27 protein-coding genes and 1 riboswitch are annotated in these 22,470 nt (G+C 34.2%); of the genes, 19 read left to right on the forward strand and 8 right to left on the reverse strand.

Annotated elements, in window-relative coordinates:
- The 3 genes from AZF08_RS09825 (at window position 1) to AZF08_RS09835 (ending at window position 1,653) form a co-directional block, all read left to right on the forward strand.
- Window positions 1–579: a class I SAM-dependent methyltransferase gene (locus AZF08_RS09825; RefSeq protein WP_033676299.1), complete on the forward strand. Its 579-nt coding sequence runs from the start codon at window positions 1–3 to the stop codon at window positions 577–579.
- Window positions 579–1,190: a DedA family protein gene (locus AZF08_RS09830; protein ID WP_033676301.1), complete on the forward strand. Its 612-nt coding sequence runs from the start codon at window positions 579–581 to the stop codon at window positions 1,188–1,190. Before AZF08_RS09825 ends, AZF08_RS09830 begins: the two co-directional genes overlap by 1 nt.
- Before the next feature lie 94 nt (window positions 1,191–1,284).
- The gene (locus tag AZF08_RS09835; RefSeq protein WP_033676303.1) at window positions 1,285–1,653 is read left to right on the forward strand and encodes a YxeA family protein; all 369 of its coding nucleotides are present in this window, start codon (window positions 1,285–1,287) and stop codon (window positions 1,651–1,653) included.
- Window positions 1,654–1,837: 184 nt separating this feature from the next.
- On the opposite strand, the gene AZF08_RS09840 is transcribed toward AZF08_RS09835, so the two are convergent.
- From AZF08_RS09840 to hpt, 3 genes are all read right to left on the reverse strand, one after another.
- Window positions 1,838–2,017, reverse strand: coding sequence for a cold-shock protein (locus tag AZF08_RS09840; protein WP_033676305.1), 180 nt, complete (start codon window positions 2,015–2,017; stop codon window positions 1,838–1,840).
- A 150-nt stretch (window positions 2,018–2,167) separates the two neighbouring features.
- Complete coding sequence (locus AZF08_RS09845; protein WP_033676307.1) at window positions 2,168–3,070, reverse strand: diacylglycerol/lipid kinase family protein; 903 nt, start codon at window positions 3,068–3,070, stop codon at window positions 2,168–2,170.
- A 77-nt stretch (window positions 3,071–3,147) separates the two neighbouring features.
- Window positions 3,148–3,678 carry a hypoxanthine phosphoribosyltransferase gene (hpt, locus tag AZF08_RS09850; protein WP_033676309.1) on the reverse strand — a complete coding sequence of 177 codons (531 nt, stop codon included), beginning with the start codon at window positions 3,676–3,678 and terminating at the stop codon, window positions 3,148–3,150.
- Window positions 3,679–3,897: 219 nt separating this feature from the next.
- Here hpt and AZF08_RS09855 point away from each other — a divergent pair, with 219 nt between their 5' ends.
- From AZF08_RS09855 to AZF08_RS09890, 8 genes are all read left to right on the forward strand, one after another.
- On the forward strand, window positions 3,898–4,803 hold the full coding sequence (locus AZF08_RS09855; RefSeq protein ID WP_033676311.1) for an ABC transporter permease subunit: 906 nt from the start codon (window positions 3,898–3,900) through the stop codon (window positions 4,801–4,803).
- On the forward strand, window positions 4,796–5,695 hold the full coding sequence (locus AZF08_RS09860) for an ABC transporter permease subunit (protein WP_082246143.1): 900 nt from the start codon (window positions 4,796–4,798) through the stop codon (window positions 5,693–5,695). The genes AZF08_RS09855 and AZF08_RS09860 overlap by 8 nt, the downstream gene beginning before the upstream one ends.
- A gap of 241 nt (window positions 5,696–5,936) precedes the next feature.
- Window positions 5,937–6,152, forward strand: a complete 216-nt coding sequence (locus tag AZF08_RS09865; RefSeq protein ID WP_063177273.1) for a hypothetical protein — start codon at window positions 5,937–5,939, stop codon at window positions 6,150–6,152.
- A 184-nt stretch (window positions 6,153–6,336) separates the two neighbouring features.
- Window positions 6,337–6,669: a hypothetical protein gene (locus AZF08_RS09870; protein ID WP_033676315.1), complete on the forward strand. Its 333-nt coding sequence runs from the start codon at window positions 6,337–6,339 to the stop codon at window positions 6,667–6,669.
- A gap of 249 nt (window positions 6,670–6,918) precedes the next feature.
- Complete coding sequence (locus tag AZF08_RS09875; RefSeq protein WP_033676316.1) at window positions 6,919–7,365, forward strand: LPXTG cell wall anchor domain-containing protein; 447 nt, start codon at window positions 6,919–6,921, stop codon at window positions 7,363–7,365.
- Between the two features lie 94 nt (window positions 7,366–7,459).
- Window positions 7,460–8,080, forward strand: a complete 621-nt coding sequence (locus tag AZF08_RS09880) for a class D sortase (protein ID WP_033676318.1) — start codon at window positions 7,460–7,462, stop codon at window positions 8,078–8,080.
- Window positions 8,081–8,127: 47 nt separating this feature from the next.
- Window positions 8,128–8,817 (forward strand): response regulator transcription factor, encoded by a 690-nt coding sequence (locus tag AZF08_RS09885; protein WP_033676320.1) that lies wholly within the window; start codon window positions 8,128–8,130, stop codon window positions 8,815–8,817.
- Window positions 8,814–10,688: a sensor histidine kinase gene (locus tag AZF08_RS09890; protein ID WP_033676322.1), complete on the forward strand. Its 1,875-nt coding sequence runs from the start codon at window positions 8,814–8,816 to the stop codon at window positions 10,686–10,688. The genes AZF08_RS09885 and AZF08_RS09890 overlap by 4 nt, the downstream gene beginning before the upstream one ends.
- Window positions 10,689–10,971: 283 nt before the next feature.
- On the opposite strand, the gene AZF08_RS09895 is transcribed toward AZF08_RS09890, so the two are convergent.
- From AZF08_RS09895 to thiT, 4 genes are all read right to left on the reverse strand, one after another.
- Entirely contained in the window at window positions 10,972–11,646 is a 675-nt protein-coding gene (locus AZF08_RS09895) for a lipoprotein BA_5634 family protein (protein ID WP_033676324.1), read from the reverse strand.
- A gap of 17 nt (window positions 11,647–11,663) precedes the next feature.
- Complete coding sequence (locus AZF08_RS09900) at window positions 11,664–13,625, reverse strand: FtsX-like permease family protein (RefSeq protein ID WP_033676326.1); 1,962 nt, start codon at window positions 13,623–13,625, stop codon at window positions 11,664–11,666.
- Window positions 13,600–14,370, reverse strand: a complete 771-nt coding sequence (locus AZF08_RS09905) for an ABC transporter ATP-binding protein (RefSeq protein ID WP_033676328.1) — start codon at window positions 14,368–14,370, stop codon at window positions 13,600–13,602. The genes AZF08_RS09900 and AZF08_RS09905 overlap by 26 nt, the downstream gene beginning before the upstream one ends.
- A 186-nt stretch (window positions 14,371–14,556) precedes the next feature.
- Window positions 14,557–15,222 (reverse strand): energy-coupled thiamine transporter ThiT, encoded by a 666-nt coding sequence (gene thiT / locus AZF08_RS09910; RefSeq protein WP_033676330.1) that lies wholly within the window; start codon window positions 15,220–15,222, stop codon window positions 14,557–14,559.
- Window positions 15,223–15,313: 91 nt separating this feature from the next.
- Window positions 15,314–15,415, reverse strand: a riboswitch (TPP riboswitch).
- Between the two features lie 412 nt (window positions 15,416–15,827).
- On the opposite strand from thiT, the gene AZF08_RS09915 reads away from it, so the two are divergent.
- From AZF08_RS09915 to AZF08_RS09925, 3 genes are read left to right on the forward strand one after another with little or no spacing between them, the layout of a single operon-like run.
- Window positions 15,828–16,055 carry a FeoA family protein gene (locus AZF08_RS09915; RefSeq protein WP_033676332.1) on the forward strand — a complete coding sequence of 76 codons (228 nt, stop codon included), beginning with the start codon at window positions 15,828–15,830 and terminating at the stop codon, window positions 16,053–16,055.
- Window positions 16,052–18,046, forward strand: coding sequence for a ferrous iron transport protein B (gene feoB / locus AZF08_RS09920; protein WP_033676333.1), 1,995 nt, complete (start codon window positions 16,052–16,054; stop codon window positions 18,044–18,046). Before AZF08_RS09915 ends, feoB begins: the two co-directional genes overlap by 4 nt.
- 16 nt (window positions 18,047–18,062) lie before the next feature.
- Window positions 18,063–18,230 carry a FeoB-associated Cys-rich membrane protein gene (locus AZF08_RS09925; RefSeq protein ID WP_033676334.1) on the forward strand — a complete coding sequence of 56 codons (168 nt, stop codon included), beginning with the start codon at window positions 18,063–18,065 and terminating at the stop codon, window positions 18,228–18,230.
- A 36-nt stretch (window positions 18,231–18,266) separates the two neighbouring features.
- Here AZF08_RS09925 and AZF08_RS09930 read toward each other — a convergent pair whose 3' ends face one another.
- A complete protein-coding gene (locus AZF08_RS09930; RefSeq protein ID WP_033676336.1) occupies window positions 18,267–18,845 on the reverse strand; it encodes a lipoprotein BA_5634 family protein in 579 nt (192 codons plus the stop codon).
- Between the two features lie 433 nt (window positions 18,846–19,278).
- Between AZF08_RS09930 and AZF08_RS09935 the strand changes: the two genes are divergently transcribed.
- From AZF08_RS09935 to AZF08_RS09955, 5 genes are all read left to right on the forward strand, one after another.
- Window positions 19,279–19,944 (forward strand): PspA/IM30 family protein, encoded by a 666-nt coding sequence (locus AZF08_RS09935; RefSeq protein ID WP_033676338.1) that lies wholly within the window; start codon window positions 19,279–19,281, stop codon window positions 19,942–19,944.
- 265 nt (window positions 19,945–20,209) lie between these two features.
- Window positions 20,210–20,614 carry a DUF350 domain-containing protein gene (locus AZF08_RS09940; protein WP_033676340.1) on the forward strand — a complete coding sequence of 135 codons (405 nt, stop codon included), beginning with the start codon at window positions 20,210–20,212 and terminating at the stop codon, window positions 20,612–20,614.
- 21 nt (window positions 20,615–20,635) lie between these two features.
- A complete protein-coding gene (locus AZF08_RS09945; RefSeq protein ID WP_033676343.1) occupies window positions 20,636–21,142 on the forward strand; it encodes a DUF4178 domain-containing protein in 507 nt (168 codons plus the stop codon).
- Between the two features lie 13 nt (window positions 21,143–21,155).
- Window positions 21,156–21,965, forward strand: coding sequence for a DUF4247 domain-containing protein (locus AZF08_RS09950; RefSeq protein WP_033676345.1), 810 nt, complete (start codon window positions 21,156–21,158; stop codon window positions 21,963–21,965).
- A 211-nt stretch (window positions 21,966–22,176) separates the two neighbouring features.
- Window positions 22,177–22,434: a hypothetical protein gene (locus AZF08_RS09955; protein WP_033676347.1), complete on the forward strand. Its 258-nt coding sequence runs from the start codon at window positions 22,177–22,179 to the stop codon at window positions 22,432–22,434.
- Window positions 22,435–22,470: the final 36 nt, after the last annotated feature.

Genomic DNA, 22,470 nt, shown 5'->3' on the forward strand with positions numbered 1-22,470 from the left:
ATGCAACGCATTACATTCTTAACTCAATTTATTAAACATCCGAAGAATACTGGGGCAATCGCACCTAGTTCAAACATATTAGTGAAGAAAATAGTCGATGCAATCAATTTTGAACAAGCACAGTACATTGTAGAATTAGGACCTGGAACAGGCTCCTTTACAAGAGAGATTATGAAGAGAAAAAAGAAACAAACTACATTTATTCTTATAGAAATTAATGAAGTTTGTTTCAAAGAGTTACAGAAACGGTTTAAGAATGATCCAAGCGTTGTGGTCATACATGGATCAGCTGAAAATATAAACAAGTATATGAAAGAGTTATGTATAGATAAAGTGGATTATATATTATCTGGCTTACCATTTACCTCATTACCGCTGGAAGTATCATCACGTATTTTAGAAAATGTGATGGAATCATTACAAGAGAATGGCAAGTTTATTACATTCCAATATTCGCTTGTAAGAAAAGGATTTATACAAAATTTCTTCCCGGAAATTTCACTGAAAAAAGTTTGGTTTAATTTTCCGCCAGCCTATGTCTTTAGTTGTAGAAAAGAGACTAGGAGGATATACGCGTAATGGAATTACATGAATTGTTATCCTATATTGAACAGTATGGGTATTGGGCTTTATTCTTTTGTCTATGGCTCGGGATTATAGGCATGCCAATTCCAGATGAAATGATTGTGATGAGTGGTGGATTTGTATCATCACTGGGTATATTGCGTGTAATTCCTGCTTTCTTGTTAACATATTTAGGCGTTGTTTCAGGTCTTTCTTTAGGATATATACTTGGAAAAGTATTTGGTTCTAAAATACTTGATAAATTGATGAAAAAGAAAAAAGTAAAGTATCTTTTAAAGTCAAAAGAGATGATTGGGAAATACGGACATTATGCATTAGTAACAAGTTATTTTATACCTGTGGTTAGACATATCGTTCCGTATTTAGTTGGGATGAATCAGATGTCATTTCAAACATATGCTTTGTATTCTTATACGACAGGATTTGTCTGGACGCTTCTCTATTTTATGCTTGGTTCCATGTTTGGTAAACATATCGAGACGATTGTAGCACTTGCTACGAAGTATGGCATGTATTTTGGTGGTGTAGTTGTCGTCATAGCGAGTATTTCTTATTTGTATATGCAGAAGAAAACTCCGGTGGTAGAGAAACGAATGAATAATTGAGAGAGGGGATAGATAATCGGGAATATGTGAGTAAAGGATAAGTAAGTTGAAAAAATGAAAGTCTAAATAAAATCAAAAAAGGCGGAATTTATATATGAAACAATTTATTATTGGAACTGCACTACTTGTAGCTGGAATAGGTATATTCTTAATGAAAGGCGGCGTTATGATTGATCGTTTAAATCCACTTGTAAAAACTGATACGTATTATACAGTTGTAAAAACCGATGGTACACATTTAGGAAAAGATAGTATGAAAAAAGATAGTGAAAGCTATGAGTACCACTTCAAAGGTTATAACGATAAAGGTAAAGAACAAGATATTATTATTAATGTAACAAAAAATCTTCGTCAAGGAGCATACTTAGAAGTAGCTGCTAAAGGACAAAACGGTAAATCTTGGGGAGAAGTGCAACCAAATGAAATTCCTGATGTAGCGAAAGCAAAATTAGGATTGAAGTAATAGAGAATAGAAAATAACTCTTGAAGTAATGAAAAAGCAGCTATTTTAAAAAATAGCTGCTTTTTGATAATCTATTTTTGATTCACATTTAGGAAATGTAATTATACCGTAGATAAGGAGAAAGAGGATCTTCTCTTTATTTGACTTCATAATTGAGGGATGTAGAGGAAGTGGAGCATCATCTCTATAGCTTTTGTAGTAATCGTGTTCCGCTTTTCATATCACCTTTACATAAAGGACATTTTGGCTCTTCTTCTAAAGAGAAGTTTTTACGCATCCATCCTAAGCAGTCGTCTGCTTGGCATTCCCATACAGCGATTTCTTCAGGGTCTTCTACAGGTTGATTATTCTTTCTCCAATACATGCAATCGCTCCTCTAAAGTAAAATATTGTGGTGAAAAAAATAAAAAGGTTGTTAACGTTTTTTGTTAACAACCTTTTATACTTTTAATTATAATCTTTATTTTATAAAAATGCGACCTTTATAAATTACCAAAGTGTAACAGGAAATCTATTAGACTAGTTCTGGATTATAAATCATCGTAAAGTGCCCTGGTAATAATTCGATGTGGCACGGTGTATGAAGGGAACTTTCTCCGTCTGTATCTACTTCTTTTTTTTCCTGCGTTTCAATATGAATTGATTTTGCTTTGACATGAACAATATCGTTGTTATTTGTATCTTCAAATAGTTTCTTTCCAATATAATCTTTAAATGCTTGAATACCTGTTGATCTAACGACAAAGATATCAAGTGCACCATCATCACATTTTACATTTGGAATGAAGGAAGGAATCCCCCCCAGATACTCTCCGTTTCCAACCATGACTAGGACAGCTTCGTCTTCATATATTTGTCCATCATAAGTAATCTTCACAGGGAAAGTCTCCGCATTTTTGACAGTTCGAATTGTACTCAAATAATAGCCAATCTTACCTAGTTTTGCTTTCTCATCTGCATCAATATTGTTGGATACTTCTGAAACAAGACCGATCCCCCAAAAGTTTAAGAAGTGTTGATTGTTTGCTTTAGCGATGTCAATTGGCTTTGTGTGACCTTTTACAATTAATTTTGCTGCTTCGCCAATATTTTGCGGAACACCGAGTGTACGAGAGAAGTCATTGCATGTCCCGCCTGGAATAATGGCAAGTGTTGGTCTAATTTCAAGTGGTGCTAATCCATTTGTACACTCAAAGACAGTGCCATCACCACCAAAGACAACAATTAAATCAACGTCTTTAGCAAATTGCTGACAATACTTTGTTGCATCCCCTTGCTTTTTCGTATGAAGGATACGTAAATCTGGAAAGGCAGAAGCAAGTGGGGGAACGATTTTTGATAAGTTTGTATGTAAATCACCTTGTCCTGCTTTTGGATTTACGATAAGAAGAACTTTATTAAAGGTTGTCTTTGGCATTTCTAATCTCTCCCTTTGTTTTACGAGTAGTGGCTGATATAAATAAACTTCCATCAATATTTGATGGAAGTTTCACTTTATTTTTCTGTTACAACCGAAGCGATATATGGTAAGTTACGATATTTTTCAGCGCAGTCGATACCGTAGCCAACGATAAATTCATCTGGAATTTGGAAGCCAACATATTCAGCTTTCAAATCGACTTTGCGACGTTCTGGTTTATCAAGTAATGTACAGAACTTTAATGCTTTTGGTTTATGCATGAAGAAGTGATCTTTTAAGAAGTGAAGTGTTAAGCCTGAATCGATAATGTCTTCCACGACAATTACATTTTTGCCTGTAATGTTTACGTCGATATCTTTTAATAATTTAACTTTTCCTGTTGTTTCTGTTTGGTTGCCGTAGCTAGATGCAGAGATGAAGTCGATTGTTACTTCGTTTTTAATGTGACGGATTAAATCGGCAGCAAATACGAAAGAGCCTTTTAATACCGCAATTACAACGATTTCTTCTCCTTCAAAATCACGTTCAATCTGTAGTGCTAGTTCTTTTACCTTTGTTTGTAATGCTTCTTCGGAAATTAAAGTATCTTTTATTTCAATTTTCATTGGAATCCTCCTGCGTTGTAAAACTTGTGAACATTTCGACTGTAAAGGATTGAGAGAGAAAAGTCAAAAAAGAGAAATACAAGTTGATAAAGGGTTATGTTAGGAATTTCAGAATAAAATAAAGTAAAAGCCCGATTGGTGGGGGATGAAGAACCCCACCATTGATTAAAGTTTCACTTTACGGTTCATTCATGCTAGAAAAATTGAAGGGAGAATGGGATGTTGAAAAAAACAATCTCAATCATTGTTCAATTATGTATCATGATTATGACTTTTGTAGTGATTGTGAGTCTTCCAATGTTATTCATAGAGGAGAAGCAGCTCGGAATACATATAGATTATTTTTTTACACAATGTATACATGTTATTTCTTCACTTATGCATCCAGAAGAATTGAAGATGAAAATGGCTACACAAGTAGCGACAGCTTCTAACAATGTACAAATATTTAAGATGCAAGAAAGAGAATTTCCTTTATTTCCATTTATATTTCATCCATATATCTACTCACTCACGCTTACATTTGGAGCATTTATAGTTTCTGTTTGTTCGTCTTTTTTATGTAGTATCATTATCGCGATTGCAACAAAGCGTATACAGAGAGTGGTAGAAGAAGTTATGTTTTTTCTTAAAACAATTCCTGATATCTTCCTGATTTTTTTTCTACAACTTTTAATGGTAAGTATATATAGGTATACCGGAGTTTTACCATTTCATCCATTTTCTACGATGCAAAATTCATCTATTGTATTGCCAATCCTCATTTTAGCTATTATACCTACAATCTCTTTATTTCAATTCCAACTGCTACTTATAAAAGAGGAGCAGCAGAAAGATTATGTTATATTCGCGAGGGCAAAAGGTTTTGGAAATATGTATATTTTATGCAAGCATATTTTTCGTAATATAGTTACTTCAATTGTGAACCATATTGAATCGATAGTACTGGCCTTAATAACGAGCTTATTCGTTTTTGAGTATATGTTTAATATAAGAGGATTATTTTCAATTTTAATTAGCGGTCAAGATCCCGCAGTTATTGTTTATTTGCTTCTGTTATTTATAATACCTATTTATGGTGTAATAGTAGGATTGAATTGGTTAAGGAGGAAGTTGTATGCGTAACCAGCGTTATATGTACTTCTTGTTTCCCATTATTTTATTATTAATCATTAGCTTTGCACTTCCATATTTTCAGGAGGAGCCGAACGTAGTGCAATATCGATACAATGAAAAAGGTGAAATTGTTGAAGCTGCACCTTTTTCAATTTCCCGTACATATTGGTTTGGAACGGATCGAGAGGGAGAAGATTTATTTTATAAAGTAATAGATGGAGCTAAGTATACAATTTTGATTGCTTTTTTTGTTGCAGTTGCTAGAGTAATAATTTCTTTATTGATAAGTTTGTTCATTCATATTGATAAGTGGAGATACTCCTTTTTACAACGTTGTACTGTTAGTTTTCAATTTTTTCCACAAACGTTATTTTGTATTTTGTTTCTTACACCATTTATTATGTATGAACTGCGAACGAAACCTATTGTTACAAACATAGAAGTATTATGGATACAATGTATTGTGTTAGTTGCTGTGGCAGTCCCAGGAATGACGCGTTTTTTTCACAAAGAAATTCGGGAAATTTGGGATAAAGAATATGTAACAAGTTCTTTTGTATTGGGAGGTAGCAAGTGGCATGTATTCCGAATCCATATTATGAAAGTATTACAGCCACAAATTATATTTCAAATTGGGGAACAAATGGTGCAAGTATTATTGATTATGTTACATCTTGCGTTTTTTAAATTGTTTTTAGGGGGAACGAAAATAGTTTCCTGGCAAGCTCATGATCAGTTTAGCAAATATTTTCCGTACTTAAATGATTGGGCAAATTTAATTAGCTATTATTATGGAGAATTAATGCTAGAGCCAAGAATTATTATGATTCCAGTTATTTTTTATATGATCCTTTTATTTTGTATGACGAAAGCAGTGAACGGATATAAACATAATATGTAAATACAAATTAAAAAAATGAAATAAAATCTTTCTTTTTAGGTGGGAGAAAGCATCCAGCCATGCATCGAAGTGGTCAGACCCTCTTCCTGCTCCATGCCAAGTGAAAACAAAAGGAGAGAACGAGTGCAGGTCACTGTTTGTTTTCAAAAACGGAAGTCTTTTTACAAAAATACCCACAGAACATACTGATGATATGATATACTGATGATATGAAGAAAACGCTTCCAAAAAAGGTGTGATAATGATGAAAAAGAAACAGTATTCAAGCATTACATTTATAAAGGCGCTACTATTAACAATTGTTCTTGGTATGTTAGCTTACATAATTGATATTCCGATTATCCGAGTTTCTCTTATTGGGATGACGTTAGTTCTTGGTGCTATTTCTCATGGAATGATGCTCCAATTGTATGAAGCGGGATTAGATGATATGAAAGAGTATATAGATAAAAAGTGACTAGAAACCTTCATTTATAAAAGTGGAGGTTTTTTTCTTTCTTACAAAAATGTAAGGTGATTTGTAAGAGAAATCGATAGTTGAATAGTGGTGTTTTGGATAAACTTATAGGTGTAAGGTAAAAGGCAAGCACATTTTAGGTAAAAAGGCTTTAGGCACTATATGTGAAAAGGAGTAGGAGGGAATGGAGAAACGTTGGACGACCCTTGCTTTGTTATCAACTAGCAACAACATGATGCTAGCTGGAGAGATGAGCCTTTCGCATTTGTTTGATCGAGAAGACGATCATTCTTCTTCACAATTTACAATGAAATGGTGTAAATGGAGCGAAAGTTGTAAGTTTGAAGAAGAGACCCCTAATGAAGAGCAAAGAATCATTTTAACAGACCCCATTCAAACATGGGTTGTTCAACATCGTAAGTGTAACGTCAAAAATCACTTAAAGAAAATTGAGCCGAGACAATTAGGTATCGCTTCAGACTCTCTTACTCTGAAATCACAAGAAAGTAACAATTAGACACCGAGACACTAAGACACCTAAAAAAGCATTGTAGAGAGAATCTATAATGCTTTTTTATTAGCTTTTTTAGAGAGAATGTAAATGGGAAGGCGCTCTAGTTGTGATAGTAAGTATTTGTATTTTTTATGGATTTAATCTTTAAAAGAAATACATTTTATCTGCATCTCATATTTACATAACCGATATATCCTATGAATACATCCGATGCGATGTGATGTGAAAAAAGGATAAGAGGAGAGAAGTAAAATGAAAAAGAAACTTTTACCAATTTGTACGATGGCACTTTTAACAGTAGGATATTCATCGGTAGCTAGTGCAGCTGCTGGACCAATGACAAAAGAAGAAGTAGCACAAGTACAACAAGATACAACGAAAAAAGAAGCAGCAATTCAAGAACAGAAAAAGGTTGAAGCAGCGAAAAAAGAAGCAGCAATTCAGACGCAACAAAATCAAGATAAGATGAAAAAAGAAGCAGCAATTCAGGAACAACAAAAACAAGATCAAATGAAAAAAGAAGGAATTCAAAAACAACAAAATCAAGATAAGATGAAAAAAGAAACAGCAAAGGAAGTTACAAAAGGTGAGAAACTACCAAATACAGCATCAAATAGCGTAACAATGATGGCATTAGGCGCATGTCTTGTAGCGTTAGGGTCATTATTTGGATTTACTCGCCGTAAGATTAAAGCATAAAATAAAAGGTGTATTAGTTTATAAAGAATGGGATAATTTCATATATTAAAAATGGTAGGATATCCCTACCATTTTTTGCATGGAGGGATTAAAAATGACAATTCTAAATCGTATTGGATTTGTTCTCATGATAATTGGTGTTTTAATTGGGGGATATTATTCTTTTGAGTGGTACAAAGGGAAAAGTGCAGCACAAGATTTAACAACGGAAGAGGTAAAGCGTTTGGAACAGATAGAGCCAAAACAACAATCCAATGAAAAACCTGTTAATTCTCAAGTATCTTCTTCTCAAATGCAATATAAAGAAGGCGAGAAAGTAGCCGTATTAAATATCCCGAAAATAAAGAAAAAGTTTTCTGTATATTGGGGAGCGAATGACACCACATTGAAAAAAGGAGTTGGGATGTTTGTTAGTGATAGTACAACAGCTCCATCTGGAGGAGGACACACTGTACTGAGTGGACATCGTGATACGGTTTTTACAGACTTAGGGGAACTTAAAGAAAAAGATAAACTCATTGTGGAATATGATAATAAAATTTATAGTTATGAGATTCAAAAAACGTGGATTACCCATGCAGATGATCGCACCGTCATTGTAAAGAAAGAAGAACCAACATTAACGCTCACGACCTGCTATCCATTTGATTATATTGGTGATGCACCAGATCGATATATTATTGAAGCGAAGTTGATTGCTACTGATTCAAAATAAGGTTACAGTATTTTTGTCTTTAGTAATGAGAGAAGGAGATGTAGAACATGGCAAAAACAATTTTGATTGTTGAGGATGAGGATATTTTACGTGAAATTTTGAAAGATTATTTTTTAAATGAACAATATAAAGTGCTTGAGGCAAGAGATGGGAAGGAAGCGTTAGTTTTATTTGAAGAAGAAGAGGTTCATTTAGTCATTCTTGATATTATGTTGCCAGAATTAGATGGTTGGTCTGTTTGCAGAAGAATTCGTAAGACGTCTCAAGTACCGATTATTATGCTCACAGCACGTGTAGATGAAGATGATACATTACTTGGATTTGAGCTAGGGGCAGATGATTATGTAGCAAAACCATATAGTCCGCCTATTTTGTTAGCAAGGGCAAAGCGTTTGTTGGAATATAAAGAAGTTATCAATAAATCTTCAGCTAATGAAGATGATACGTTATCTATTTATGGAATTTGCGTTCATTTCCCATCACGTACCGTTACGATAGATGGGGTTGATATTAATTTAACGCATACAGAGTTTGAAATATTAACGTATTTCATGAAGAACCAAGGGATTGTTTTGACAAGAGAACAATTAATTACAAGAATTTGGGGATATGAATTTGCTGGTGATGACCGAACAGTAAATAGCCATATTCGTAATTTACGTAATAAATTAGGAGATAAAGCGAAGTATATTACTACTGTTGTTCGAATGGGGTATAAATTTGAGGGGAATGTATGAGAAAAGGAATTGTACTCAAATTATTTACCCTTACAACAGCGCTCTGCATGTTGATTTTAGCAACAATTTTTATTGGGCAAACGATATTCTTTAAACAATATTATGCAAATCGGAAAGTGGAAGATATTAAAGTAAATATAGATTCCTTTGAGAAGAATTATTTGAATCATGTAGGAAATGCCGAAGAAATTCAAAAACTAGAGCAAGATTTTTTACGGGAAAATAATACGTGGATTACAACTGTAGATCGGAATGGGAATTTAAAACATGCAAATGATTTTTATTTTGAAGTCACGCTAGATCGTTGGCAAGAGAAGAAGTTTGGACAAAAAACAATTATCGTTCCCTTGTACTATCTCATGAATATAGAAGAGATTGAAAGTACAAAACTACCTGGTTTTGTAGGACAACAAGTTTATTTTAGTGGAGTGAAACGAGCCGATAGTTTTGTCACATATTATTTAGAGTTAACAAAAGGGAATTTAAGTTGGTCTAATAAACTGTTAGATAAAAAGTTAGGAGAGAGAGAGCTTAAAGCAGATGAGGAAATGAAAAAAGCTACTCAAGGATTGACTGATGAAGAAAAGAAAAAAGTCGCTCAAGATTTGAGTGTTGAGGAAAAGAAGAGAGCTGCTCAGAATTCGAGTGTCCATATGGGAGGAACTGTTACGAAAGTACAGTTACCCGATGTAAAAGGACCTGTAAATCCAATTTATAAAAATAATTTATTTTTGGATAGTATAAAGGAATTTCAAACTGACTTATTATTAAAAGAGAGCAATAATATACAGTATTCAACACAAACAATGGACTATGAAAAAAATGATATAAAATATAAATTATTAATCAAACCAATTAAAGAAAAAGATGGATCGTTAACATATATATACGCAATGGCTTCCTTGCAGCCTGTTGATGAAGCGGTACAAATGGTAAAGGATTATTATGTATATATCATTGCGTTTGTACTAGTACTTATTTTTCTTGCATCTTTCTATTATTCAAAACAAATTGCAAAACCGTTATTACGAATCAATGATACAACGAAAAAAATTGCACATTTAGATTTCACGGAAAGAATCCCGATTACATCAAAAGATGAGATTGGTGATTTATCGCAAAACATTAACATGCTATCTAATACACTACATTCACATATTGGACAACTGGAACAAGACATCGAAAAAGAAAGAAAGTTAGAAAACACACGGAAAGAGTTTATTGCAGGTGTGTCACATGAACTGAAAACACCTTTAAGTATTATGAAAAGCTGTATTTCTATATTGAAAGATGGGGTAGCAGAACATAAGAAAGAACATTATTTTCAGGCGATGGAAAAAGAAGTGGATAAGATGGATATGTTAATTTTAGACATGCTGGAGTTGGCTAAATTTGAATCTGGTACATATAAAATGAAAATGGATACTTTTTATATTGATGGAGTTATTGAGTATATATGTGAACAGTTATCATTAGAGATAGAGAAAAAAGAATTACATGTTTACAAGCATATATCTCCAGCCCAAGTTGTTGCAAATCAACACCGCATTGAACAAGTAATTGTCAACTTCATTACGAATGCAATTCGTTATACGCCGGAGAAAGAAGAGATTATTATCTCGACAATAGATGAACCGAATCGAGTAAAGATTTGTATAGAAAATAAAGGTACTCATATTGAAGAGGAACAATTAGATAAAATTTGGGACCGGTTCTATCGTGTAGATACGGCTCGTCAGCGTTCAAAGGGTGGAACCGGACTTGGACTCGCTATTTCTAAAAATATTTTAGAACTTCATGGCGTAGAGTATGGTGTAACTAATACAGAAGATGGTGTGCTATTTTTCTTCTATTTAAATAAAAAAGTGTAGAAAGGAATTTCTACACTTTTTTATTATTTTTTAATGTATCTTGATAGTATCTTTACCTTATCTTTATTTTCTACACGTATAATTTGGGTAGAAAATGAGTTTTTTAAGGAGTAGATTAGCCATGAATAGCAATTTACTAAGTGTAATGGTATTTATATTCTTATGTGTATTTATTGTTTTTATTATTGATATAACCCACTAAATTATGTAATAGAAAATATAGTTTGACTGCATAAAAAATCAGTTCTTTTCTGTAGGGAAGAACTGATTTTTTATTATATATTTATTTTGTAGTGATAGTTACAAGCTCATAACCAATAATAGAAGTACCTTTCATTAGTTTTTTGATTGTAACATATTCCTTGTTTATTTTGTCGTCTGGATTATGAGAACGCATGTCACCTAGAGATTTATTGAAACTTAGTAGTTCCATATTTATTTGTGGAACTGGTATTTTATCGTATTGAGCATCCTTGAGCACTATAATACACCCTTCGAATTCATAGGAGCGGATCCCGCCCAGCCACGTATCACTGTCATATTGAACAGAGATTTTTTCATTGTTAATCATCACATCTTTCATATTTTTGTCTTCCTTATTAGCGAATAATATAGCTTTATCCTTTGTAAATTTAGGTAAAGATGTAATGGGTTCAGAGCTGATCATACCTTCATCATTATCACGTTTTTGTAAAATACCCTTTTGAATGAATTTCTTAGCAACAGTCTCATTAATAATGAGTATCTTTTTTTCATCTTTTGTATCTAATTTCACTTTGTATAACTCTTTAGATGTTGTCTCTTTTTTATATCTTTCTACTAAAGGAGAGACAGATTGCTCATCTCCAAGGAGTAGCATTCCATTTGCAGGTTCTTCTTTTTTTCCGAACAAGGAACAAGCACTCATGCTAAAGAGAGTAAGTGTGGCGACTATATAAATTATCATTTTTCTTTTCATCTGTTTCTCCATTTCTCTCATTCATATATTTTTTGGTATAAACGTTTCATATAAATCTTTCTAATAATAAAGAAGTAAAGTATTTGCATGCACATAAAACTTACTAATACAATTATTGAACTTTGAATAACAGAAATCGTCTGACTTGTTGTCTGTCCTAATTGATGTAGTGTGAGAAATCCAAAACCACTGTGAATCATAGCGACTACAATCGGTAAGAAAAATAGTATCATCATTTGTCTTGTAACAATTTGTTTCAATTCTTTTTGGCTTAAACCTAATTTTGAAATCATTTGATATTGCTTTTGGTCACGTTCTAAATCCGTAAATAGACGAAAATATAAAAAGCTTGTTGCAAATACAAAGAACACAATTCCAACTAATACACTCGTAATAGACAGTAGTCCGTTTTGTTGTTTCATTTCCAGCCATTTCAAGCTTAAAGAAGACAAGCTGAAATCTGTATTACGATAATCGGCATTTATTGATGTCATCAGCTTTTTCGCAACATCTGTTGTTTCAGTCCAATTTTTGATGATAAAGCCGTATAAAGTATACTCCGAAAGAGCGCCAACTCGGTCTACTTCTGTTTGTACCTGTAAGACTTTGTTATAAACAGCATCAGAGACGACGACAATTTCTCCGTATTTATCTTGAAGCTCCGGAATTAATAAGTTTTTTTGAACGGGAAGTGATATCTTTAAATCACCGTGCTCTAATCTAATTATTTTTGATGTGTTATTTTTGCTCTTTACTTTCTTCCGTGGTATGACAAGACTTTCGTTTTCATTTAATAATTTTTCTGGTGGATATCCTAGTGTTTTTGCGTATGCATTATAATCTGTTAGTTTTATTAAAGTTAGTCCATTTTCGGTTACTTTAAATGTTGGTGAAACAAGTTTATAAGAAAAGCCTGATTGTTTCAGTTGTTTTTTTATCTCTTCAACGTGAGATTCTTCAAGCGTATTTCCTTTATACGATTCATATCTAAATGCATAGGGGCTTTCACTTTCAGCTAATCCAGAAGTTCCAATGGCTGCACAAGTTCCGATAGCAGTAAAAGCAACAGCAGATATAATTGCAACCATAAAGAATGTTTTTGCATTATCTTTCATTCGATAAATGAGTTCTGAGATAACAAGAAGATTTGTTCTTTTAAAGAATGTATTTTCTCTGTTTTTTAAAGTGTGCATCACATATACACTCAATTGAGTAAATAAGAAATATGTTCCAATTACGACAAATACGACCCCAGCGCCAACGAGTAGTAATAATTGATTCCCACTCATGTAGTCTTTCGCGACGATAATGTGGTAGACGAAAGCGTAACCGGCTCCAATTGAGATAATTGCTAGCAGAGATAACCAAACAGATGCCTTTGGCTCGGGTTTTGGCTTTTCCTCGGATTTAATTAGTTCTCCAAGTTCATTCACTTTTACCATTCTTGATGTAAACAATGAAATAAGAAGAAATAAAACGAAAAAGGCAATGCTCGTTGTTCCAATAGCTTTCAGTGGAAAGTAGAAGGAAAGAGTGTGCTGCGTTGCCAATAAAGATCCACTAACCAGCAAAACTAATTTAGAAAAAATCATCCCAAGTCCAATACCTATTAGTATAGAGAGGATTCCAATTAACATATTCTCTAGAAAAACTAATCGATGGAGTTGTTGATGAGACATACCATGTAACATAAATAATCCGAACTCTTTTTTTCTATTTTTCAAGAATGCACTAACAGAATATAAAATAAAAAAGAAAGAGAAGAAAAAGGTCAAGTACTGGGATATTTGAAATCCTATTTTCCCAAATGTATTCATTACGATACTTACGCCAGTCAATTCTCCCTGTAAATTCGGATGAAAGGCAAGTAGCCCGTAAGTGAAAAAAATCATAACAGCAAATGTGCTACTAAAAAAATGACCAAGATATATTCGCTTGTTCCGTATGACGTTATTAAAGGCGAGCTGCCGAAAAGTCATTTGTATTTCCTCCTAACATCGAAAGAACATCCATAATGTTTTGATAAAATACTTGGCGATTTCCATCGCAGTGAATTTCATTATATAGCTCTCCATCTTTTATAAAAATAACACGGTCACAGTAGCTGGCGGCCATTGGATCATGTGTAACTAACATCATTGTTGCCTGTTCTTCTTGATTTAATTTTGTTAATAGTTCCATTACATCTTGTGAAGCTTTAGAATCTAAGTTTCCTGTTGGCTCATCAGCAAGAATCAATTTAGGGGAATGAATGAGTGCACGAGCAATTGCTGTTCGCTGTGCTTGTCCTCCCGATATTTCATATGTTCTTTTATTTAAAAGTTCACTAATTCCTAATTTCTCCGAAATAGATTCTACGCGTTTATTCATTCTTTTCACGTTCATACCATCTAGTGTAAGTGGAAGAACCATATTTTCTTTTACTGTTAAGGTATGAAGCAGGTTAAAAGATTGAAAGACGAATCCTAATTCACGGCGACGAAATAATGCTAGTGGATTAGGAGCAAGTTGGTGAGGATTTTCTCCATTAATAAACACTTTTCCCGATGTCGGTGAATCAATAGTTGAAATTATATTTAATAATGTTGTTTTTCCACTTCCAGAGGGACCCATAATTCCAACAAACTCCCCCTTATTTATTGTTAAGTTAATATTTGAAAGTGCTTTATGTGAAACCTTTCCTGTATATTCTTTACTAAGATCTTTTACTTTTACTATCTCCATATGAAAAAATCTCCTTTCATGATTGTTGCTATTATTCATTGTAGTAGGAGGGATACTCTTCTCATATTGAATTGTCTTTCGTTTTACTTACATGTTTGTAATGTTTCTGAAAAGAAAGTTTCCTTCATGGCTCAAAAGGTAATGGGAGAGAGTAGTGCGAGGTAATACAAAAAAGAAGAGCACCATTTAGGCGCTCTTCTTTTTATTCATATGATGTGCACCAATACTTTTGAATAAGCGTGGTGATGTCATAAATAGAAATAGAAGTAAAACCGTACATAAAGCAAATGAAGCAAGCATTGTACTGCCGTTCACAATCAATGAATAAAGAACGGCTGACTGTCCCGGCGGTGCGTATTTTCCAAAAAAGATAACACCGGCAATAAAGTGAAAGAAATAACGTGCAAAGCTACCAATGAATGTAGCAAGGATGATATAAACAAGCACTTTTTTTCCTTGATTGCCTTTTGATGAAGGTTTATCTTTGCGGCTACCAAGACTAGCTTGTTCTTCATTAATAGGGCTAGATGTTACAAGTGCCTTTTGAATTGGACGATGGAATAAACCTGCAAATCCAATAAAAGAAAATGCAACGAAGTACTCAATAAACGCTTGAACTGGCGTTAAAATATAAGCATCGCCGACTACAATTTGTAGCAGTCCCCAAACAAGTCCTCCTAAGAAAGCTGTTTTAAATCCCCAGCGGTAAGCGATAATAAAAATAGGAATCATAGCAAATGAAATAGAACCGCCTGTTGGAAGTTTAATCGATAGTGGTAAAATGTCGATGATTAAGGCGAAGGCTGCAAGAATTGCAGATTCAATCATCGCTTGTAAATTGGTGTTACGCATATTGTCAGTCCCCCTACATCTAAGTTGCACAAAAAAGAATACTTACCATAGGGAGATATGAAATACGTAATTGGAAAATGATGAGGTATGTATTTCGGCGTTTGCACAATTCCTACGTTAGCATTAACTAACAGGTTCAAAGGGTCGGAACGAAGTGTTCCCTCTCAGCAACGAGGCTCCCCCTGTGATAACGAGATTCTTTATTTGTTAGGTTCATTGTAATGGAAATGGATGAGAATGGCAAATGAATCTATTAGGAATAGTCATTTGTATTTTTATATATATAAATATAAATTGAAACGAGATAAAACCGTTCTTTTTAGGTGGAAGAGAGCATCCGGCCATGCATAGAGGCGGTCAGCCCCTCTTCCTACCCCATGCTAAGTGAAAACAAAAGGAGAAAACGAGTGGAAATCTCCTTTTGTTTTCATAGCCACGACTTATATGCTGGCAAACCAACATGGGTTTATATAACAAAAAATTATTTCAATATAATCATCTAAAAATGTTAATAAATATGAAGGAAAAAGATATAGTACTCGATAAATAGAATATGATATAATTTTTCTGAAAATAATTATCATTCTCTTTTGAGGGGGAAGATTATGAGTTTAGTTGATATTAAAATAGGCGAAACGGTATTAGTAAAAAATTTGCAAGCGCTAGATAAGTTGTTAAAGCGCAGATTAGCTGCTTTTGGTTTATCTGAAGGAAGTGAACTTCGCTTGAAACAAAAGGCGATGTTTAAAGGGCCATGTACATTAGAGTGCCGAGGACAACTAATTAGCATTCGTCATTGTGACGCGAAAATGATAAAGGTGGAATTAGCGTGAATAAGGTTGCTTTGCTAGGGAATCCGAATACAGGAAAAACATCATTATTTAATGCGCTGACTGGTTCTTATGAGTATGTAGGGAACTGGAGCGGGGTAACGGTAGAAAAGAAGGTTGGTAGGTTAAAGGATAAGCAAGGAACATTAATTGATTTACCAGGTGTATATGATTTAAATCCTGTTTCCCGGGATGAAGGTGTTGTTACAAACTTTCTATTAACTGAAGAATTTCAGCATATGTTAAATATTGTTGACTCTTCTCAATTTGAGCGTAATATGCATTTAACATTGCAATTATTAGAATTTGGTAAACCTGTTTCTATCGGTTTAAATATGATAGATGTTGCGAAGCAGCGTGGAATCGTTATTAACGTGAAAAGACTATCAGAAATATTAGGAGTAACGGTCGTCCCTGTTGTTGCAAGAAGCGGAAAGGGTTGTGAAGAATTACTTGCTACCCTACATGAGAGTGAGAAGAAAGAGAAAAAGAAAAAGCCGTTCATTCTTTCCTATGGTGAACAAGTAGATGCAGGAATTGTAAGCATTATGGATCTTCTCACTAAGGAAAATTATGAGCATCCAAGATGGCTAGCGCTTCAATTTTTAAGCAATAACGAAGTTGTAGAACAAGAAGTAAAAAGGTTACTGATTTATAAGGAACTTGTGGCAATTCGCTCTAATCTAGAAGCAAAACTTGATAGTACATTAGAACAACATATTTACAAGACGCGTGAAGTGTATATTGAAAAGTTAAAAACAAACGTTATTCAGCATGAAAAGGAAGGGAAGATTCCTTTTTCAGAAAAAATCGATCAGTTAATTACACATAAAATTTTAGGACTTCCTATCTTTTTAGCGGTTATGTTTTTTATTTTTCAGGTTACGTTTACGTGGATTGGGACACCGTTATCGGATATGCTTGATGAATTTCTTGGTGGACAGTTTACGGATTGGGTTACAACAGGGCTCGTAAATATTGGGGCATCGGAGTTTATTCAAGCTCTTATTACCGAAGGGATTATTGCTGGTGTTGGTGCGGTATTAGTATTCGTTCCACAAATTTTTGCTTTATTCTTCTTCATTTCACTACTAGAAGATTCAGGGTATATGGCCCGGATTGCAGTTGTGATGGACCGTATCATGGAGTTCTTTGGTTTAAACGGGAAGGCGTTTATTCCAATGATTATCGGATTTGGTTGTAACGTACCAGGAATTATGGCAGCAAGAACGATTGAGCAAGAAAAAGAAAGATTACTGACGGTCTTAGTAACGCCATTTATGTCTTGTTCAGCTCGTTTACCTGTCTATGCATTATTTGCAGGAGTTTTCTTCCCGCATAGTCAAGCGGTGGTCGTATTCTCTTTATACATTGCGGGGATTGTACTTGCACTGTTAGTTACCAAGTTAATGTCTCTTACCGTTTTAAAAGAAGAAAAATCTATTTTTGTGATTGAACTCCCGCCTTATCGTATGCCACAAGCAAAAACATTATGGCTGAGTACGTGGGAAAAAGGAAAAGGCTTCGTTCGTAAAGCAGGTACATTTATCTTTGGTGGTTCTGTTGTCATTTGGTTATTAAACTATGCTGGTCCATCAGGATTTGGTGTTGATATGGGAAAAAGTTTCTTAGCGATCATTGGTGGTTTTATTGCACCGATTTTAGCCCCGCTCGGTTTTGGAACGTGGCAAGCGGCAGCATCACTTTTAACAGGATTTTTAGCAAAAGAAGTTGTTGTTTCCACAATGGCAATTATTTATGCGGTGAAAGAAGATGTGTTAGGAAATGTAATGGGAGCGCACTATACTGTATTATCAGCATATGCGTTCATGTTCTTCATTTTATTATACGTCCCATGCTTAGCAACAGTAGCTGTGATTCGTCGTGAAACAGGCTCTGTAAAATGGACTATTTTCTCTGTTGTTTATCCACTTATCATCGCTTACGTGTTAACGCTCGTTATATACCAAGTCGGATCCTTACTCGGATTCTAAAAGGAGATGGATCATAATGATGGTCAATATTGTAATTGGAGCTGTCATTTTTGGATATGCAGGATATACGTTAGTCAATTTTGTAAAGAGAAGTAAAAAAGGAAAATGTGCAGCATGTTCTTTGAATAAATCATGTCAGTCCAAGACATGTAGTCCTGACATGGAGCATGTGGTTCATAAATAGAAAAAAGCTTTGCGAATTTCGCAAAGCTTTTTTGACTTACTTTTTAATTTTAACCAGTTGTACTGCTTCTGTTTCTTTAGTCGTATCTTGGATTTTATCTTTAGGATCCTTATCAAATTTCAGTACACCTACAGATTTCTCTTCACCATTTACTTTTCCATATGCAGCATCATCCACGATTGCAAACATATCTGCATAAGAACGAGCATCACCGATAATTGTGTTGCCTTCATATTTTAATTTCGCTCCATCAATTGTCGCATTTGCAACTTCTTCTTTCGCAAATAATACACCTTGATCGGCTGTTACAGCTGGTAATTTATCAATTGCTTTTGTATTATCTTTTTCAACTTTCTTAATTAGTTCTTTTTTCACTAGTTCTTCACCAGTTTTCTTATCCATGACAAGAACTTTCTTGTCATTTAATGTTGCAAGCTTCATTTTGTATGTGTTTTTTTCTTTAATATCAGATTTGTTTTTATTGATAACTTTGTTTACTTGTTGTTCACTTCCGTAAGTAACCATACCATTTGCTTTTTCTTCTAATAAAGAGCAACCTGATAATACTCCGAATGAAATTGCTGCTGCTAACCCGATTCCTACTAATTTTTTCATTTTCTTATCTCCTTTTTTATATACGTTATAGTAAATACAATGTATACATTGTATTGTTTTTTATTTAAAGAAGCGAAAGTGTTTTTGTTGTAACCTCGGCTTCTGATTTCATTTTAGAGGAATAATAATTTTCTAACTATCGAGTTAGCTTACAGTAACATTACAATTATGTAATTTAGTGAAAATACTTACAAATGTGTTAAATAGAAGTCAATTTGTAGGAAACCGCAAGTAAGTATATAGTAGGGGTACATATTGTGAAGAGAATGTCATATTGTAACGTGTATATTTAGAAAATAACATGTAAGGACATCTTAGTTTTGATATAATGAACACGTAGGATTTGAAGATGAATATTCTTACTGTAAAGGGAATTTTTTAGTGTTCCAGGTATTGAATTTGAAATATGAAGCAACTTATAGGAGGAATTGGAATGTCTGTATTTAAACGATTAAGAGATTTAACAATGTCAAATGTGTATTCATTAATTGAAAAGGCAGAAGATCCAGTTAAGATGACGGATCAATACTTACGTGACATGCAAACGGATGTACAAGAAGCTGAGAAAAGTGTAGCAGCTCAAATTGCACTTGAGAAAAAGTTCAAATTATTATTTGAAGAGCAAGAAGCACTTGTAAAGAAACGTGAAGAACAAGCACATATGGCAGTTCAAGCGAGTAATCTTGACCTTGCGCGTCGTGCTTTAGAAGAAAAACAAAATGCAGAACAAAAGATGAATGAATATAAAGCGAGCTATGAGCAAAATAAAGCAGCTGCTGATAATCTTCGTGCAAAATTAGAAGAGATGCGTAAGCAGTTAACGGAATTAAGAAATAAACGTGAAACACTTGTGGCACGTGTAAATGCAGCAAAAGCACAAAAAAACATTAATCAAGCAATGTCTGGATTTGATGCAAATACAGCAAAAGCAGGCTTAAGCCGCATGGAAGAAAAAGCTCTTCAATTAGAGGCTGAAGCAGAAGCGAGCGGAGAAATCTACAAGAAAGAAAAATCACTAGATGACGAATTCGCAAGTCTAAATAAAAATTCAGTTGTGGATGATGAGTTAGCCCGTATTATGAAGCAGTATGAGAAATAATATATAAATTAACAACGGATATAAAACCCCTTTCTTTTTGGTGGGAGAGAGCGTCCGACCATGCATAGGAGCGGTCAAAGCCCTTTTTAGCCCCATGCCGTGTGAAAACAAAAGGAGGAAATGAGTGGAGACCTGATTTTGTTTTTATAGCCGCGTTTTATATGTTGGAAAATCAAAATAGATATATAGAAGATAAAGGAACCGACATGTCATGAAAAGCAATCATGTCGGTTTTCTTATTATTTTCCTAAGAGGAGGTTTTATAATGACGTGGATGAACGTTTTAGCCATGCTTGTATGGACAGGAGCGAGTGCTGTTCTTTTATTTGCACTTATGTGGGTTGATTCTATTTTTACAAAGTACAATGATTTAACAGAAATTAAAAAAGGGAATATGGCGGTTACGACTCGCTTTATTATGAAGTTATTTGCGCAAGGATATATTTTGTCACAATCCATTACGAAGGCAAATGATTTATGGCAGGCACTGCTTGCATCGGCGGTTTCATTCGTTATTCTATTAGTTGTCGAAATGTTTATTGAACTGATTTTGAAAAAAGCAGTTGGTTTAGATTTAGAAGAGGGAACGAAGCAAGGGCAGGTAGCACATGCTTTGTTAGCTGGTTCGTTACATATTGTCGGAGCCCTCATTTTAGCAGCTTGTCTATAACGAGAAAAGGAGGGATAAGTCATGAGTTTATTCAAACGTATTAAAAATATAATGAAAAGCCCAGAGCCTGTTAAACAGGAAAAATCGTTACTAACGTTAGCGCCTGGCGATATGATTGAAGTTTCATTAGTGATGTATGAATTGATCGGAAAAACAAGCATGCATTCTCGTAATGAAATTGTGTTAACATTGCAAGACGGAAAGACAATTCGCTATTTGAAAATTGAAAATCGTGAAAGTACGTATTATAAGCTATATACACCAATTGATGGTCGGTTAGATTCTATAGAAGAAATCCCAACGACGATTGAAATGGATGATATAGAGTATCATATGGAAGAGCAATATAATGGACGTGTTGTTGTAATGGGGAAAACGCCATTTGCTGTATCTGATGAACAACATGTGTGGGAGTTCCAATCCGACAACCGGAAACTACTTCGTATAGAGTGGCAAGATGGTCGTACAATGATGTATGAGGGAGAAGCGATTCTTTCTGCTGATGTACAAATTATAAGGGCAACGTAAGGGGGAGGTAATCATGTCAAACCGATTGTTTACCATGATTAAATCGTTCTTAATCCCCATTCTTGCCATTGTTACATTACTCGTAATTGCTGGCTATGCCTTATCGGGGTGTCAAAATGAAAAGTCAATTCAAGACCGCTATCCATTAGAATCTGTCGCAAAAGATGGTAAGCAAGAATCGTATGTGTATAGAGCTACCAATCGGTCAGTTCCAGAGGTTGCGAAGGAATTAATAGAGGAAAAAAAACCAAAACAAGCTTCTAAAGAAGACGAAAATCAAATGTTCCTTGTCTATTCTGATAAAATCTATAACCTTCAGAAAGACAAAGAGAAACCATCTGATACATTGGTTGAGATAAGTAATAAAGAGTTTGTTCGCCAAAATTATCAACCATCCTTTTTACAAGGATATATTATGGCGAGTATATTAAATGATATATTTGATTCTCGTAAATCGTATCATGGTGATTATCGCGGTTATACAGATAGACAAAATCATAAACCAGTTATTCCAGAACGACCGCCTACAAAAGAAGAAAAGAAAACACCACCGCCTATTACGAAACAAGGTAAAGGCTCTATTATTAAGAGAAGTGATAAAGTAGATCCGAAAACCTCTGTAGGTGATAAGGGAAGTATTACGGAAAAAGGGACTAAGACAGTTCCGCCGTCTACAGAGAAAAAAGGGAAAATCACAAAATCACCGGGTAATTCTAGTGGCTCGGATGTAAAACCGAAATCATCGATTAAAAGCCCACCAAGAAATACGTCTCCCCCTAAAACAAGGGTTGGCGGTTCAGGGAAAATTACGAAGAGAAGATAGAGGAAAAGACCAAGAAGAGTATAATTATCTTCTTGGTCTTTTTTTACATGGGAATAAATCCCTTTGTGGTAGTGAAATAAATGTATGAAGGGTTATGTGAATGTTATTGGTCACCCCATATTATTGGTGATTTGTATAGAACGGTGACCGTGACAAAGTTAATAAATTAGGGTTTGACCATGCTAAAAAACTCTCAGAAAGTAGTAAAAAAATGATGGATATTATGGAACCCTGTTTTTATTGTGTAAGTTCATATTCCGATATTGATTTAGATTTAAGGCCTTTTATAAAGGATAAAGACGATTTTCATCTTTATCAGGCTGCTATTTTTAAGAATGTTAATTATATCGTAACGAATAATGACGATGGTTTAAAAGGAGTTAAGTCCCAGCTAGAAGCAAAAGATATAAGAATTGTAAGCTTTAAGGAGTTTGAAGATATCATGAATATGAGAGCGCAAGAAATCTAAAAAACATCTAATTAACAATTAGATGTTTTTTAGGCT

Origin of the sequence: Bacillus gaemokensis, from assembly GCF_001590835.1 — a bacterium.
In the GTDB taxonomy this organism is placed as follows: domain Bacteria; phylum Bacillota; class Bacilli; order Bacillales; family Bacillaceae_G; genus Bacillus_A; species Bacillus_A gaemokensis.

Coding starts and splice junctions, on each gene's coding strand:
- AZF08_RS09840 (WP_033676305.1), bottom strand. CDS start 2,017: ATGTATTGGAGAAAGAATAATCAACCTGTAGAAGACCCTGAAGAAATC.
- AZF08_RS09935 (WP_033676338.1), top strand. CDS start 19,279: ATGTCTGTATTTAAACGATTAAGAGATTTAACAATGTCAAATGTGTAT.
- AZF08_RS09900 (WP_033676326.1), bottom strand. CDS start 13,625: ATGACTTTTCGGCAGCTCGCCTTTAATAACGTCATACGGAACAAGCGA.
- AZF08_RS09915 (WP_033676332.1), top strand. CDS start 15,828: ATGAGTTTAGTTGATATTAAAATAGGCGAAACGGTATTAGTAAAAAAT.
- AZF08_RS09905 (WP_033676328.1), bottom strand. CDS start 14,370: ATGGAGATAGTAAAAGTAAAAGATCTTAGTAAAGAATATACAGGAAAG.
- AZF08_RS09885 (WP_033676320.1), top strand. CDS start 8,128: ATGGCAAAAACAATTTTGATTGTTGAGGATGAGGATATTTTACGTGAA.
- AZF08_RS09955 (WP_033676347.1), top strand. CDS start 22,177: ATGATGGATATTATGGAACCCTGTTTTTATTGTGTAAGTTCATATTCC.
- AZF08_RS09940 (WP_033676340.1), top strand. CDS start 20,210: ATGACGTGGATGAACGTTTTAGCCATGCTTGTATGGACAGGAGCGAGT.
- AZF08_RS09830 (WP_033676301.1), top strand. CDS start 579: ATGGAATTACATGAATTGTTATCCTATATTGAACAGTATGGGTATTGG.
- AZF08_RS09865 (WP_063177273.1), top strand. CDS start 5,937: ATGATGAAAAAGAAACAGTATTCAAGCATTACATTTATAAAGGCGCTA.
- AZF08_RS09925 (WP_033676334.1), top strand. CDS start 18,063: ATGATGGTCAATATTGTAATTGGAGCTGTCATTTTTGGATATGCAGGA.
- hpt (WP_033676309.1), bottom strand. CDS start 3,678: ATGAAAATTGAAATAAAAGATACTTTAATTTCCGAAGAAGCATTACAA.
- AZF08_RS09880 (WP_033676318.1), top strand. CDS start 7,460: ATGACAATTCTAAATCGTATTGGATTTGTTCTCATGATAATTGGTGTT.
- thiT (WP_033676330.1), bottom strand. CDS start 15,222: ATGCGTAACACCAATTTACAAGCGATGATTGAATCTGCAATTCTTGCA.
- AZF08_RS09890 (WP_033676322.1), top strand. CDS start 8,814: ATGAGAAAAGGAATTGTACTCAAATTATTTACCCTTACAACAGCGCTC.
- AZF08_RS09860 (WP_082246143.1), top strand. CDS start 4,796: ATGCGTAACCAGCGTTATATGTACTTCTTGTTTCCCATTATTTTATTA.
- AZF08_RS09870 (WP_033676315.1), top strand. CDS start 6,337: ATGGAGAAACGTTGGACGACCCTTGCTTTGTTATCAACTAGCAACAAC.
- AZF08_RS09845 (WP_033676307.1), bottom strand. CDS start 3,070: ATGCCAAAGACAACCTTTAATAAAGTTCTTCTTATCGTAAATCCAAAA.
- AZF08_RS09950 (WP_033676345.1), top strand. CDS start 21,156: ATGTCAAACCGATTGTTTACCATGATTAAATCGTTCTTAATCCCCATT.
- AZF08_RS09835 (WP_033676303.1), top strand. CDS start 1,285: ATGAAACAATTTATTATTGGAACTGCACTACTTGTAGCTGGAATAGGT.
- AZF08_RS09945 (WP_033676343.1), top strand. CDS start 20,636: ATGAGTTTATTCAAACGTATTAAAAATATAATGAAAAGCCCAGAGCCT.
- AZF08_RS09875 (WP_033676316.1), top strand. CDS start 6,919: ATGAAAAAGAAACTTTTACCAATTTGTACGATGGCACTTTTAACAGTA.
- AZF08_RS09855 (WP_033676311.1), top strand. CDS start 3,898: ATGTTGAAAAAAACAATCTCAATCATTGTTCAATTATGTATCATGATT.
- AZF08_RS09895 (WP_033676324.1), bottom strand. CDS start 11,646: ATGAAAAGAAAAATGATAATTTATATAGTCGCCACACTTACTCTCTTT.
- AZF08_RS09930 (WP_033676336.1), bottom strand. CDS start 18,845: ATGAAAAAATTAGTAGGAATCGGGTTAGCAGCAGCAATTTCATTCGGA.
- AZF08_RS09825 (WP_033676299.1), top strand. CDS start 1: ATGCAACGCATTACATTCTTAACTCAATTTATTAAACATCCGAAGAAT.